Raw genomic sequence first — 12,465 nt, 5'->3', positions numbered from 1 at the left:
TTGTCGGGGTGTAGCGCAGTCTGGTAGCGCATCTGCTTTGGGAGCAGAGGGTCGGAGGTTCGAATCCTCTCGCCCCGACCAATTCACCGTTGAACTTGCCGTTTCGGCCCCTGCGCGAGGACCCACAAGGTCCTCGTTTTGCATTTCAGGGCCCAGAAATATCAGCGTTTACCCCAGTACGAGGATGGCATGGCCCTCTTGAACCTGACCGACGAACAAGTCGCCACCTGGACCCGCGAGCAGAAAGACCGCTGGTGGTTGGAGAACGTTTACCGAGGCGACATGGCGCAACTCACCTTGCGCTCGGCCTTGACCGGATTCTTGCTGGGGGGCGTTCTGTCGGCCACCGGTCTGTACATCGGTGCCAAGACTGGCATTGGCGTGGGGGTCGGCTTGACCTCTGTGATCCTGGCCTTCGCGCTGTTCCGGGCCCTGGCCAACAGTGGCGTGGTCAAGGACTTCACCATCCTGGAAAACAACTGCACGCAGTCCATTGCCACAGCTTCGGGTTACGTCGTCAGCCCGCTGTACTCCAGCTTGGCGGCAGTGATGGTGGTCACGGGCGTCATCATTCCCTGGTGGCAGTTGATGATTTGGCTGTTTGTGGTGTCGCTGATCGGCGTGATGCTGGCCTTCCCGTTGAAGCGCAAGTTCATCAACGACGACCAAGCCCCATTCCCTGAAGGGCGCGCTTGCGGCGTGGTGCTTGATTCGCTCTACAACGGCAACGCTGGCGAGGGCATGTTCAAGGCACGGCTGCTCGGCTACGTTGCGGGTGGGGCGGCTGTCTACCAAGCGCTGGTCAGCACGGGTTGGATGAAGCTGATTCAGTTCAAGGTGCTGATGTTGGACCAGTGGGCCGGAGTCAAGCAGGTGTGGCACTTCCGCGAGCGACTGGACGAGTACTACTACATTTGGGCCGCCAAGGCCGATGGTCTGATCCCCACCATCTTGGGTACCGACGTTCGTCAGTTGGGTCTGCGTTTGACGCTGGACGTTGCCATGATTGGCGTCGGCGGCTTGATGGGCATTGCCGTGGCAACGAGCTGCCTGATCGGCGCCGTCATCAACTTTGGGGTGCTGGCGCCTTTGATGATCCAACTGGGAGACATCGTGCCGCGAACGGCAGCCGACGGTACCGTGATCCCCATCAATCGCTCTGAAATCGTCAACCAATGGTCGCTCTGGTGGGGTGTCACCATGATGGTGGTGGGGGCGCTGGTCGGCTTGATTGCCAAGCCGGAAATCTTCAAGGGCATCTTCAAGCGCGGGGCCAAGAAATCCGCCGATGGTGTCGATGTGCTCAAGCACATCGAAGTGCCGCTTTGGGTGAGCTACATCGGCGTACCGGTGACCAGTTTGCTCGGCGCATGGGTGACCCATGCCTTCTTCGGCGTCCCCTTCTGGATCGCCTTGGTGTCGCTGCCGCTGATCTTCGTTTTGACGATCATTGGCACCAACTCCGTGGCCCTGACCTCTTGGGTGCCCACGGGCTCGATGGCCAAGATCACGCAGTTCACGATGGGGGCCATCGACCGCGCCAACCCGGCCAGCAACCTGCTACCGGCCGCGATGACCTCGGAAATCGCCAGCAACACGGCGCACTTGTTGTCGGACATCAAGCCGGGCTACATGCTCGGCGGCAAGCCTCGTCACCAAGCCATCGGCCATGTGATTGGCAATGTTGCCGGCATCGCGTGCTGCGTGCCTCTGTTCTTCTTGCTCTTCTTGCCAGCCGACAGTCAAGGCCTGCGCAGCACCGCGACCATCTTCACCGACCAGTTCGCGATGCCGGCCGCCTTGCAATGGAAGGGCGTGGCCGACCTGATCGCCAACGGACTGTCCAAGCTGCCGGCATCGGCACTCATCAGCATGATCGCGGCTGCCATCGCGGCCATCGTGATTGAACTGCTCCGGGTCAAATTCAAGGGCAAGTTTGGCATCTCGGCCGTGGCCATTGGTCTGGGTGTGGTGCTGCCGCCCGAGTACACCTTCACCATGTGGGTGGGTGCACTGTTGTTCTGGTTCATGGGCCGCAAGCACAAGACGGCAGGCACCAAGGGACACCGAATCTGGGTCGACGGACTGGAGCCGATTTGCGCCGGTCTGATCGCTGGTGCCGCCTTGATGGGCATCGGCAACGCCATCTTGAACGTCGCACTCGCCTAAGTGGCGCCACAATGACTCAGGGCTGCTTGGATGGGGCCCTGAGTTAGCTCGGCTGGCGGTAGCTCAACTGGATAGAGCAGCGGCCTTCTAAGCCGCAGGTCGGGGGTTCGAGTCCCTCCCGCCGGGCCAACCGCTTCGGCTACTTGCGCGCGTACTGCTCGGCGCCGAAGAGCGCTTGCCGGGCGCGCTCGTCGGTGAGGCCTCGCCACTGGTCGGACAACACATGCACCCCGCGCTGCACGGCGGGTCGCTTGTCGAGTTCATCGAACCAGCCTTTGAGGTGCGGGTAGTCGTTCATGTCGACGCCCTGTTGCCGCCAACTGCGCAGCCAGGGCCACACCGCCATGTCCGCGATGCTGTAGGCCTTGCCGCCCAGGTAGGGGCTGTGCCCCAGGCGCTTGTTCATCACCCCGTACAGGCGCTTGGCTTCGTTGCTGTAACGATCGATGGCGTAAGGCAACTTCTCCGTGGCGTACATCCGGAAGTGGTGGGCCTGCCCAAGCATGGGGCCGATGCTCCCCACCTGGAACATCAGCCACTGCAGCACCTCGTACTTGTCGGGAACGGAGTCGGGCAAGAAGCGCCCCGTCTTGCCGGCTAGGTACAGCAGGATGGCCCCAGACTCAAACAGGGACAGCGGTTGTCCATCGGGGCCTTCCGGATCCACGATGGCCGGAATCTTGTTGTTCGGGCTGATGCGCAGGAAGGCTGGGTCGAACTGTTCGCCGCGTCCGATGTCCACGGGGTGCACGCGGTAGGGCAAGCCGCACTCCTCCAACATGATGTGCACTTTGTGCCCATTGGGGGTGCCCCACGAATAGACTTCGATCATCTCGGTCTCCGATGGCGTTGCAACCTCATGGTACTCAAACAGGTCAAGCATTGGATGAAGCTGCGGACCAGCGCTTCGCAGTGGAAACCGGTGGCCGACTGGGCCGCCAAGCGCGGGGCCCAGTTCACGCTGGAAGACGACGAGGCTGGCGACGGCTGCAGCATCGTGGAGCCACAGAACCACTTGGGGCCCCTGCTCATCGAGTGGGGCCCGCCTCAGCGCGACTACGTGCAGGGCGCTGAACTGCGCATGCGGTGGGACCTGAAGCTGAAATCCGACCTGCAGGTCATGGTCATCGAGCGCAGCTTGATGGACCGACTGGAAGGCCAAGTGTTCGAGGCCTACACGGACACCCTGCAGACGCGAATCGACACCGACACGCCCGAGGAAATGCGCTGGCTGGTGATGTTCCCGCGCTTGGAGCAGTGGTCGGGCAAGGTGGTCAAGCAGCGCTTTGGTGCTTTGGGGGCGTCTCCAGAGATGATCCAGGAATGGCTTGCAGGCGCCCTGACCGATGTGCTGTCGCTGGCGAGCCAGGACCTTGTGCCGGCGGGGCACCCCTTTGTCATGCTGACGCAGCGGGGCAACCTCTACTTGAGACACCAAATGCCCGAGATCGACCTGACCCAACTGCAAGGTTTGATGCGCGTGGCCGAGGTGGCAGCCCGCGAGGCCCTCTCGTTGAACAAGCGGGTGACAGAGCCTGTGTGGGCCCCGACCGATACGTCGACCTTCCCATCGTCCACCCCGCCTGCGCCAGGTTCTGGCGCGTGAGTGGGGTCAGAGCTCGTAGTTCACGGTGCCGCCCCCCAAGGCGCGCTGCAGCAGAGGTGCGCTGAGTCGGTCGGACAGCAAGCTGGCGAAGGCCAGCACGTGGTTGCGCAGGTAAACGCCTCGTTTGAATGCGACGCGGGCCACGTTCTGGCCGAAAAGGTGGCCCACGGGCCGGGCAACCAGGTCGGGCGTCAAGCCCTCGTCGCGCACGGCCATTTCAGCCACAAGGCCCACGCCGAAGCCCGCGCGCACGTACGTCTTGATGACGTCGGCGTCGATGGCCTCCAAGACCACGTTGGGGACCAGTTGCCGAGCGGCAAACGCCCGGTCGATGCGTGTTCGTCCCGTGAAGGCGGGGTGGTAGCTGATCAAAGGGTGCTCGGCCAACTGGGCAAGCGTCAGGGATTCCGAGGACGCCAGCAGGTGGTCGATGGGCATCACCGCCACGTGCTGCCACTCGTACCAGGGCAGCGACACCAAGTCTTCGAACTCGTCCAGCGATTCGGTGGCCAGCCCAATCACGGCGGCCTCTTCCAGCACCATCTGCGCGACCTGCTTCGGGTTGCCCTGGTGCAAGCTGACTTGCAGCTTGGGAAACTGTTTTCGAAGTTGCGCCAACGGGCCCGGCAGCACGTAGCGGGCTTGGGTATGTGTGGTGGCGATGGACAACTGACCCGAGTCTTGGCGGGAAAACTCTTCGCCGATCCGTTTCAGATTGGCCACCTCGCGCAGGATCAGGTCGATGCTCTTGAGCACTTGCTGACCCGGGTCGGTGATGCGCCGCAGGCGCTTGCCGTGGCGGGAGAAGATGTCGATGCCCAGTTCTTCTTCCAACTCCAGGATGGCCTTGGACACCCCCGGCTGCGACGTGTGCAAGGCCTTGGCGGTTTCGGTCAAGTTCAACCCGCGGCGGGCAGCCTCGGCCACGTAGCGAAACTGCTGCAGGTTCATGGGCGTGGTCCCTGAAGCACGGACAAGCAGACTGCCGCCATCGCCTCCACCATGCCGGCCCACTGGCCGAGCGCGGGGTGCATGTGGATGCGAAGGTCCCGTTCGGCTTGCACAGCCTCCAAGATGGGGGGCACGTCCCGCAGCACGTGGCCGGCGCCACCCAAAAACATCGGCATCACTTCGATGTCGGTCGTCCCGGCTTCCGCCAGTTCGTGGAGCACCGTCGTCAAGTCAGGGGGCATCAACTCCAAAAACGCGAGACGCACGGTCAAGGCTGGCTGCACGGCGCGAATGCGCTCGACGACGGCCTCGAACGGCGCGGCCCAGGCCGGGTTGCGCGCCCCGTGCGCCAGCAGGATCAGGGCGCGGCTCATCGGTAACGTACCAGCCAGGTGAAGGCGCTCATGGACAAGGCCAAGTACAAAAGGCTCGGGGCGGCGGCCACCGCCCAGGGGGTCCAGTTCTTGAGCAAGCCCACGTGGCCTGCCAAGTTGTTCAACAGCACGAAGCTGATGCCCAGCATGATGCCGCCAAAGACCTTGGCACTGATGCCACCGGCGCGGGCGTGGAGGTACGCGAACGGGAGGGCCAGGGCCACCATCACGAAACATGCCAAGGGGTACAAGGCCTTGCGCCAGAACTGAATCTCGTAGCGTTGCGCCGATTGCTCTTGCGCCGACAGGTGGCGGGTGTACGTGAACAGTTCGGCCGTTGACATGTCGCTCGCCTTGAGCAGTGCCGCCGACACCACGCTGCGCGTCAAGCGGCTTTGCCAATTCAGCAGGGGCAGGTGCTCCTCCAGTACGTCTGGCGTTTGGATGGCATTGGGCCAGCGCAGGCGCCGAACGTCCAAGAGCACCCAAGCCCCGTTGCCATCGACCAGCGCCTTCGGCGCCTCCCAGCGCTCCAAGAGCCGGTTTTGGTCGTCGAAGGCAAACACGCGGACCCGCTCCAATTGCCCATCCAAGCTGGCGCCTGCCACGCTCACGGTGTAGAGCCGCTCGGTGCCGTCGCTTTGGGGCTGGCGGTCCTTCAGCCACGCGCCACCGGCTTGCTGAAGGAGGCCCTGGTTGCCGCTGGCACGCAAGCGCTGGCCCCATTGATCGGCCGCCGGCGCCAGCCAATCGCCCGCCACAAACGTGAGCACCGCAAACCCTGCGGCCAGGAGGCTCAGCAGGCCCAGCGCGCGGCCCGGCCCGAGGCCACCGGTTCGGAGAATCGTGAACTCGCTGGATTGCGCCATGCGCGCCAGAGAAATGATCGTGCCGATCAGCACCGCAATCGGGAAGACCTCGTAGAACTGCCCTGGCAAGTCCAGCAGCGCCAGGGCCGCCGCGCGCGCGGGCCCAGCGCCTTGGCGCAAGCGCTCCAACTCTTCCACGAAGCCGATGAAGAAGAACAGCGCCATGAACGCCAGCGCCACGAACATGACCGTGACCACGACGTCACGGTAGAGCAAGCGTCGGACGGTTTTCACGCGATCCTCCGGCGCCACGGCGGAACAAACCGGATCGACTCGTCTCGCCAAGTCAGTAAGAGCAAGGCCACCGCGAATGCGGCGCCGTGGACGATGGCCATGGCCTCCAGGGCGTCGAGTTTGCCCCGGCCCACCCAGCTTTGCGACAGGTTGATCAAGTTGTAATAGACCACGAACACCAGCAGGGCCAGCAGCAGCCCCCAACTGTTGGGCCGCCGCGGGTTGGTGGCCGCCAAGCCCAGTCCCAGCAGGGCCAGGTTGAGGGCGCCGATCACCATGCCGGCCCTCCAAACCAACTCAGCCCGGTGCCGGGCTTGCGTCGATTGCGTCAGGGCCATGGTGTCCATGGCCTTGGGGGGCAATTCATCCAAGTTGCGCGCCGTCTGGCGGTCGGCCAGCACCCGGTATTGGTCGAAGCGGGCGAGCGTGCCAGTGCGCCCGGCGGCATCGCTTTCATTGCGCTGGCCCTGCTGCAGCACGAGGTAGCGGTCGCCCTCGTCCCAAACGATTTGGCCCGTGGCGGCCGTGGTCACCGACTCGCGAGGTCCTTGTTGGCTGAGGATGAACACGTTGCGCCCCACGCCCGCCAAGTCGGAATCCCGCTCGATGAAGAAGACCTTGCTGCCGTCCCGCGACGCTTGGAACTGCCCCGGCGCAACCCGAGACAGGTCACTTCGCTTTTCGTAGCGGTCGCGCAACTGTTGTGACTGCGCGTTCCCCCAAGGCCAAGCCACCATCACCAACACGCCAATGACGGCGACCACGGGCAAGGCGACCTTCAGCAGCGGCTGGGTCAAGCGCCGCACCGGCACACCGCAAGCCTGCCACACGGCCATCTCGGAGTCGCGGTACATGCGCGACAGCGTGGAGACGACGGCGATGAAGAGGGACAAGGTCAGCACCAAAGGCAACTGACTGAGGGCGGCAAAGCCCAACAGCATCACGACGTCTTGGGCCGCCACCCGGCCCCCCGCGGCCTGCCCCAGGGTTTTGATGAGCATGACCGTGACCACGATCGTCACCAGCACGACGAGGGTGACGCCGAACCCCCGAGAGAGGTCTTTGCGAAAAGTGGTATCCAATAACATGCTTCAGCTTTATTCAGCCCAGGAATTATGGACGCACGTATTCAAGCGCTTTCGATCGACAAGCTCGCCTCGGCCGCCGCCGACGCCCTGCTGGTGGTGATCGCGGGCGAGCATTTGCCGACCCAGTTGGACCCTGCAGTCGCTGCCGCCGTCAAGGCCGCGGTGAAGTTGGGCGACTTTGAGCACAAGGCCGGCAAGGCGGTGCTGCTGCACCACGTGGCCGGGGTCAAGGCGCCGCGCTTGGTTTTGGCCGCCTCGGGCGGCACGGGCACCAAGGCCGGCAAGGCGGCTTTGAATGCCGCCCTGGCGCAGGTCAAGGGCCGGCAAGTGACGCAGGTGGCGGTGGCCTTCGTGGGCTTCGGTTCGTTGGCGTCGTCGTTGGTGGAACAGGCGGTCTTGAGCTTGGCCGACGCCGAGTACTTGTACCAACTGACCAAGCCGAGCGCCCCGAAAGAGGCGCGTGTTGCCAAGGCCAGCCTCTTGGTGGACAAGGCCGACCTCAAGGCGGCCCGCGCTGGGCTGGCGCAGGGTGAGGCCTTGGCCGCGGGCATCGGTTTGGCCAAGGAACTGGCAAACCGCCCGGGCAACCACTGCACGCCGACCCATCTGGCCGATCAGGCCAAGCAGTTGGCGCGAAGCCACGGCATGAAGGTTGAGGTGCTGGACCGTCGTGCGGTCGAGCGGCTCGGGATGGGCTCGTTTTTGGCGGTGGCCCAAGGTTCCGACGAAGCCTTGCGCTTCATCGTGTTGCGCTATGACGGTGCGCCCAAGACGCAAGCTCCGGTCGTGCTCGTTGGCAAGGGCATCACATTCGACACCGGCGGGATCTCGCTCAAGCCCGGCGCCGAAATGGACGAGATGAAGTACGACATGGGCGGTGCCGCGAGCGTGCTCGGTGCGATGCGCGCCGTCGGCGAGTTGAAGCCCAAGTTGAACGTGGTGGCCCTGATCCCGGCGTGCGAAAACATGCCCAGCGGCCGTGCCGTCAAGCCGGGGGATGTGGTGACCTCGATGTCCGGTCAGACCATCGAGATCTTGAACACCGACGCCGAGGGTCGACTGATCCTGTGCGATGCCCTCACGTATGCGGAGCGCTTCAAGCCCGCCATGGTGGTGGACGTGGCCACGCTGACGGGCGCGTGTGTCATCGCCCTGGGTGGCGTGCGCAGTGGCATGTACGCGAGTGACGACGAACTCGCCCAGGCGCTGAGCCAAGCCGGCGAGTCGGCGCTGGACCCGTGCTGGCGCATGCCCTTGGACGAGGAGTACGACGACGCGCTGAAGACGCACTTTGCCGACATGGCCAACGTCGGCCCTCGTGCGGGGGGCTCGATCACGGCGGCCAAGTTCTTGCAGCGTTTCGCGCGCAAGTACCGCTGGGCCCACCTTGACATCGCCGGTACCGCTTGGAAGGGCGGCGCGGCCAAAGGCGCCACGGGTCGTCCGGTGGGGCTGCTCACGCACTTCTTGTTGGCCCAAGTGCGCTGACACGGGCCGTGGAAGTCCGCCTGATCAGCGGTGTGTCCGACCCCCTAGGGTGGGCCTTGCGCGCGCTGCGCAAGGCCCATGCCAAAGGCTTGTCCCTTTGGGTGACGGTGGACCATGCCCAGTCTGCGCGACTCTTGCACCATGTGTGTGCTGCAGATCCGCAGGGTTTTCTGCCCTTGGCGGCGCCGGATGCGCCTTCGCACGTTCGTCGGCGCAGTCGCATTCAGTTGCACCACACCGAAGCGTCGATTGGCTCCCCGCCGCCAGGGACGCATTGGCTCAACCTTGGCAGTGAGATCCACCCCGAACTGATGGCATTTGCCGGTGTGGTGGATTGCGTGCCGGCCGATGAAGCTGCCGCGCAACGAGGACGGCAGCGCTATCGCCTCTATCAGAAGATGGGCTGTGAGGTGATTCACTCGCGGGAGGGGGCATGAACCCTGTTTCGATCGACCTGCCGGTGCTGACCGACGTTGTCGCGTCAGAGGGCTTGAGTCCCGCACAACAGGCGGCAGTGTTGGGTGCGTTGCCGGGCTTGGTCCAGGACGTGGTGGGGGAATTGCGACCGCATTTCGAGCAGCAATTGCTGGATGCCTTGCTGCCCCGTGTGGCGGCTTTGATCGCGATGCGCGGCGACGCGACCCAAGCCGGTCAACCGGATCGTTGAATCGCCGTTTTCGACCCGGGCTAGCCCCAATCGGCGCCTTGCGGAATTGCGCTATGGTCTGCGGCGCCTCGGTCGTGGCACCCGCCACAGCGCCGAACAATTGATCCAACTTTCTGGAGTGATGGCATGCAAGTCAAGTTGAACAGCATCGTGGTGGCCGGCCTGGTGGCCTTTGGTGGCGTCGCCATGGCGCAGGAGACCGTCGAAGTCCGCATCGGCCACGTGGGCCCCACCAGCGGTGGCATTGCGCACTTGGGCAAGGACAACGAGCTCGGGGCCCGCATGGCCATCGACGATCTGAACGCCAAGAAGATCAAGATCGGCGGCAAGGTCGCGGTGTTCAAGCTGTTCGCCGAAGACGACGCTGGCGATCCGAAGCAGGGCACGGCGGCCGCCCAAAAGCTGGTGGACTCCAAGGTCCATGGCGTGATCGGCCATCTGAACTCGGGCACCTCGATTCCTGCCGCCAAGGTCTACAGCGACGCTGGCGTTCCGCAAATCAGTCCCTCCGCCACCAACCCGAAGTTCACCCGCCAGGGCTTCAAGACCACCTTCCGCGTGGTGGCCGATGACGTGCATCTGGGGGGCACCTTGGGCAAGTACGCCGTGCAGAAGCTGAAGGGCAAGTCGATCGTGGTGATCGACGACCGCACCGCTTATGGCCAAGGCGTGGCCGATGAGTTCGAGAAGGGCGTCAAGGCCGCGGGCGGCAAGACGGTTGGCCGTGAGTTCACGAACGACAAGGCCACGGACTTCACCGCCATCCTGACCAGCCTGAAGGCCAAGAACCCCGATGTGGTGTTCTTCGGCGGCATGGACGCCGTGGCCGGCCCGATGCTGCGCCAGATGAAGGCGCTGGGCATCAAGGCCAAGTTGGTGGGCGGCGACGGCATTTGCACGGCCGGGCTGCCGGGCTTGGCGGCAGGCGCCATGTCCGACGACCAGGTGTATTGCGCCGAAGCCGGCGGCGTGGAAGGTGCGGCCAAGAAGGGCTTGGACGACTTCAAGGCGCGCTTCAAGGCCAAGAACAACCTGGAAGTGCAGGTTTACGCCCCCTACGTCTACGACGCCACCATGGTGATGGCCGCCGCAATGGAAAAGGCCGGTTCGCCCGAGCCGTCCAAGTACCTGCCGGTTTTGGCCAAGACGGCTGGGTACAAGGGGGTGACCGGCGTCATTTCCTTCGACGACAAGGGCGACATCAAGAATGGCGCCCTGACCCTCTACACCTACAAGGGCGGCGAGCGCGCCGAGTTGGCTGTGATTCGTTGATGCAGGGCAGGCCCTCGGCCTGCACTTGCCTCGCTCGATCCAAGGGACTCGCTGTGCGAGTCCCTTTTTTGTTCCTGCTTGGAGCGCGGTGTGCTGTGCAGAGGCACCCCCGGTCCAGGGGGTCAGGCGTTCGGGCCGTGAGATGCGTCACAGCGCGGCACTCGCACGTCCCATGCGTCCGGTTTTCGACCCCCAAACGGGGGGCTTTCAACCCATGGGGTGGCGGGCATCATCCCGGCACCGCTCAAGAGGCGTGCCAACCGACCCGTTGGCCGCTCAGCCAGCCCCCCCCTGAGGTTTCCATGGTCCGCGTGTTCAACCATTACTTGCAGAAGCGTTCGGTCACGCAGGTGGCCTTCGACGTTGGTTTGATCGTTGCCGTGTTGATCTTGACGGTGATGACCATGGGCGGCAGCGATCCGCTGTCCCTGCCGGTCGCGGCAGCGCAAGGTTTGTCGTTGGCCGGTGTCATGTTCGTGGTCAACAGCGCCACGGGCCTTTACCAGCCAGCGCCCAAGCGCAGCTTGACGCAAGTTTGCGCCCGCGGCATCGTGGCCCTGCTTTTCGCTTTGCCCATCACCTACGCCGTGCTTCACTTGGTTCCGATGGGCCAAGCCGAAGCGCCGTGGGCCTCCTTTGCCGCCATGGCGGCGGTGGCGGCGGTGGTGTTGCACCGGGCCTACGCATCGCATGTCGCCGACCCGGCTCGCGGCCGCAGCCGCGTGCTGGTCCTGGGGGCGGGTCCCGCCGCCTTGGACGTTGCCCAAAGCCTGCGTGAATCTGACCCGATGGCGCAGATCATCGGCTTTTACCGCGGTTCTGACACGGAAGTGGCCGTGGACGAGAAGGACTTGGTGTCGACCGCCGACAGCCTGAGCGAAACCGCCTTGCGCTTGGGGGCGGACGAGATCGTGGTGGCCCTGTCGGAGCGCCGCGGTGGCAACACGCCCTTGCGCGAACTCTTGGATTGCAAAGTGGTCGGCATTCGGGTGGTGGACCTGGCCACCCACTTCGAAAAGAACCTGCACCAGATCAGCCTGAAGCACGTCAACGCCGGTTGGTTGGTGTTTGGCGACGGCTTCAACCAGACGGCGCTGCGCTCGGCCATCAAGCGCGCGTTCGACATCGTTTGTTCGGCCATGCTGCTGTTGGTGACCGCGCCCATCATGGTCTTGGCCGCCGTCGCCGTGCGTCTGGAGTCGCGCGGGCCGGTGTTCTACCGTCAAGAGCGTGTGGGGCTCAACAGCCAGCCCTTCATGGTGACCAAGTTCCGCAGCATGCGCACCGATGCCGAGAAGGATGGCAAGCCGGTCTGGGCCACGAAGAACGACGACCGCGTCACCCGCGTGGGCAAGTTCATCCGTCGCACGCGCATCGACGAGTTGCCCCAACTGTTCAACGTCTTGCGTGGCGACATGAGCCTCGTGGGACCGCGACCCGAGCGGGCCTTCTTCGTGGAGCAGCTGGTCCAGAAGATCCCGTACTTCGCCGTTCGCCACAGCGTGAAGCCTGGGGTCACCGGCTGGGCGCAAGTCAAGTACGACTACGGTGCGACCGAGGAAGATGCCGCGGCCAAGCTCCAGTACGACTTGTATTACGTCAAGAACCACAGCCTGTTTTTGGACATCTTGGTCCTGATCGAGACCGTGGCCGTTGTTTTGACGGGGCGCGGTGCGCGCTGAGTTTCGACGCTTCGGCGCGTCGCGCAAGGCCCGGGCACTGCCCGGGTTTTTGTTTCCAACTGCCT

12 protein-coding genes and 2 tRNA genes are annotated in these 12,465 nt (G+C 64.2%); 9 read left to right on the top strand and 5 right to left on the bottom strand.

All coding sequences use genetic code 11. From position 1 onward, the window contains the following. Window positions 1-4 precede the first annotated feature (4 nt). From EOD73_RS03945 to EOD73_RS03935, 3 genes are all read left to right on the top strand, one after another. A tRNA-Pro gene (locus EOD73_RS03945) sits at window positions 5-81 on the top strand. A gap of 108 nt (window positions 82-189) precedes the next feature. Next, complete coding sequence (locus EOD73_RS03940) at window positions 190-2,169, top strand: OPT family oligopeptide transporter (protein ID WP_127681051.1); 1,980 nt, start codon at window positions 190-192, stop codon at window positions 2,167-2,169. A 52-nt stretch (window positions 2,170-2,221) separates the two neighbouring features. Continuing rightward, window positions 2,222-2,298 (top strand) — tRNA-Arg (locus EOD73_RS03935). Window positions 2,299-2,308: 10 nt separating this feature from the next. Here EOD73_RS03935 and EOD73_RS03930 read toward each other — a convergent pair. Beyond that, the gene (locus EOD73_RS03930) at window positions 2,309-3,001 is read right to left on the bottom strand and encodes a glutathione S-transferase N-terminal domain-containing protein (protein WP_127681049.1); all 693 of its coding nucleotides are present in this window, start codon (window positions 2,999-3,001) and stop codon (window positions 2,309-2,311) included. A gap of 54 nt (window positions 3,002-3,055) precedes the next feature. Between EOD73_RS03930 and EOD73_RS03925 the strand changes: the two genes are divergently transcribed. Further along, window positions 3,056-3,775: a hypothetical protein gene (locus tag EOD73_RS03925; RefSeq protein ID WP_127681047.1), complete on the top strand. Its 720-nt coding sequence runs from the start codon at window positions 3,056-3,058 to the stop codon at window positions 3,773-3,775. Between the two features lie 6 nt (window positions 3,776-3,781). On the opposite strand, the gene EOD73_RS03920 is transcribed toward EOD73_RS03925, so the two are convergent. Genes EOD73_RS03920 through lptF form a run of 4 tightly spaced genes read right to left on the bottom strand, consistent with a single transcriptional unit; the run spans window position 3,782 to window position 7,291 of the window. Continuing rightward, a complete protein-coding gene (locus EOD73_RS03920; protein ID WP_127681045.1) occupies window positions 3,782-4,726 on the bottom strand; it encodes a CysB family HTH-type transcriptional regulator in 945 nt (314 codons plus the stop codon). Then, window positions 4,723-5,100, bottom strand: a complete 378-nt coding sequence (locus tag EOD73_RS03915; RefSeq protein WP_127681043.1) for a sirohydrochlorin chelatase — start codon at window positions 5,098-5,100, stop codon at window positions 4,723-4,725. The genes EOD73_RS03920 and EOD73_RS03915 overlap by 4 nt, the downstream gene beginning before the upstream one ends. Next, the gene (gene lptG, locus EOD73_RS03910; protein ID WP_127681041.1) at window positions 5,097-6,203 is read right to left on the bottom strand and encodes an LPS export ABC transporter permease LptG; all 1,107 of its coding nucleotides are present in this window, start codon (window positions 6,201-6,203) and stop codon (window positions 5,097-5,099) included. The genes EOD73_RS03915 and lptG overlap by 4 nt, the downstream gene beginning before the upstream one ends. Next, window positions 6,200-7,291: an LPS export ABC transporter permease LptF gene (gene lptF / locus EOD73_RS03905; protein ID WP_127681039.1), complete on the bottom strand. Its 1,092-nt coding sequence runs from the start codon at window positions 7,289-7,291 to the stop codon at window positions 6,200-6,202. The genes lptG and lptF overlap by 4 nt, the downstream gene beginning before the upstream one ends. A gap of 27 nt (window positions 7,292-7,318) precedes the next feature. Between lptF and EOD73_RS03900 the strand changes: the two genes are divergently transcribed. The 5 genes from EOD73_RS03900 (at window position 7,319) to EOD73_RS03880 (ending at window position 12,400) form a co-directional block, all read left to right on the top strand. Beyond that, the gene (locus EOD73_RS03900; protein ID WP_127681037.1) at window positions 7,319-8,779 is read left to right on the top strand and encodes a leucyl aminopeptidase; all 1,461 of its coding nucleotides are present in this window, start codon (window positions 7,319-7,321) and stop codon (window positions 8,777-8,779) included. 8 nt (window positions 8,780-8,787) lie between these two features. Then, window positions 8,788-9,216 (top strand): DNA polymerase III subunit chi, encoded by a 429-nt coding sequence (locus EOD73_RS03895; RefSeq protein ID WP_164845943.1) that lies wholly within the window; start codon window positions 8,788-8,790, stop codon window positions 9,214-9,216. Further along, entirely contained in the window at window positions 9,213-9,446 is a 234-nt protein-coding gene (locus EOD73_RS03890; protein ID WP_127681033.1) for a hypothetical protein, read from the top strand. The genes EOD73_RS03895 and EOD73_RS03890 overlap by 4 nt, the downstream gene beginning before the upstream one ends. A gap of 126 nt (window positions 9,447-9,572) precedes the next feature. Further along, window positions 9,573-10,718, top strand: a complete 1,146-nt coding sequence (locus tag EOD73_RS03885; RefSeq protein WP_127681031.1) for a branched-chain amino acid ABC transporter substrate-binding protein — start codon at window positions 9,573-9,575, stop codon at window positions 10,716-10,718. A gap of 302 nt (window positions 10,719-11,020) precedes the next feature. Then, a complete protein-coding gene (locus tag EOD73_RS03880; protein ID WP_127681029.1) occupies window positions 11,021-12,400 on the top strand; it encodes a TIGR03013 family XrtA/PEP-CTERM system glycosyltransferase in 1,380 nt (459 codons plus the stop codon). Window positions 12,401-12,465: the final 65 nt, after the last annotated feature.

Origin of the sequence: Inhella crocodyli, from assembly GCF_004004565.1 — a bacterium.
GTDB classification, from domain to species: Bacteria; Pseudomonadota; Gammaproteobacteria; order Burkholderiales; family Burkholderiaceae_C; genus Inhella; species Inhella crocodyli.
This window is presented reverse-complemented; position numbering and strand designations above follow the sequence as displayed.

Coding starts and splice junctions, on each gene's coding strand:
- EOD73_RS03940 (WP_127681051.1), top strand. CDS start 190: ATGGCCCTCTTGAACCTGACCGACGAACAAGTCGCCACCTGGACCCGC.
- EOD73_RS03930 (WP_127681049.1), bottom strand. CDS start 3,001: ATGATCGAAGTCTATTCGTGGGGCACCCCCAATGGGCACAAAGTGCAC.
- EOD73_RS03925 (WP_127681047.1), top strand. CDS start 3,056: ATGAAGCTGCGGACCAGCGCTTCGCAGTGGAAACCGGTGGCCGACTGG.
- EOD73_RS03920 (WP_127681045.1), bottom strand. CDS start 4,726: ATGAACCTGCAGCAGTTTCGCTACGTGGCCGAGGCTGCCCGCCGCGGG.
- EOD73_RS03915 (WP_127681043.1), bottom strand. CDS start 5,100: ATGAGCCGCGCCCTGATCCTGCTGGCGCACGGGGCGCGCAACCCGGCC.
- lptF (WP_127681039.1), bottom strand. CDS start 7,291: ATGTTATTGGATACCACTTTTCGCAAAGACCTCTCTCGGGGGTTCGGC.
- EOD73_RS03900 (WP_127681037.1), top strand. CDS start 7,319: ATGGACGCACGTATTCAAGCGCTTTCGATCGACAAGCTCGCCTCGGCC.
- EOD73_RS03890 (WP_127681033.1), top strand. CDS start 9,213: ATGAACCCTGTTTCGATCGACCTGCCGGTGCTGACCGACGTTGTCGCG.
- EOD73_RS03885 (WP_127681031.1), top strand. CDS start 9,573: ATGCAAGTCAAGTTGAACAGCATCGTGGTGGCCGGCCTGGTGGCCTTT.
- EOD73_RS03880 (WP_127681029.1), top strand. CDS start 11,021: ATGGTCCGCGTGTTCAACCATTACTTGCAGAAGCGTTCGGTCACGCAG.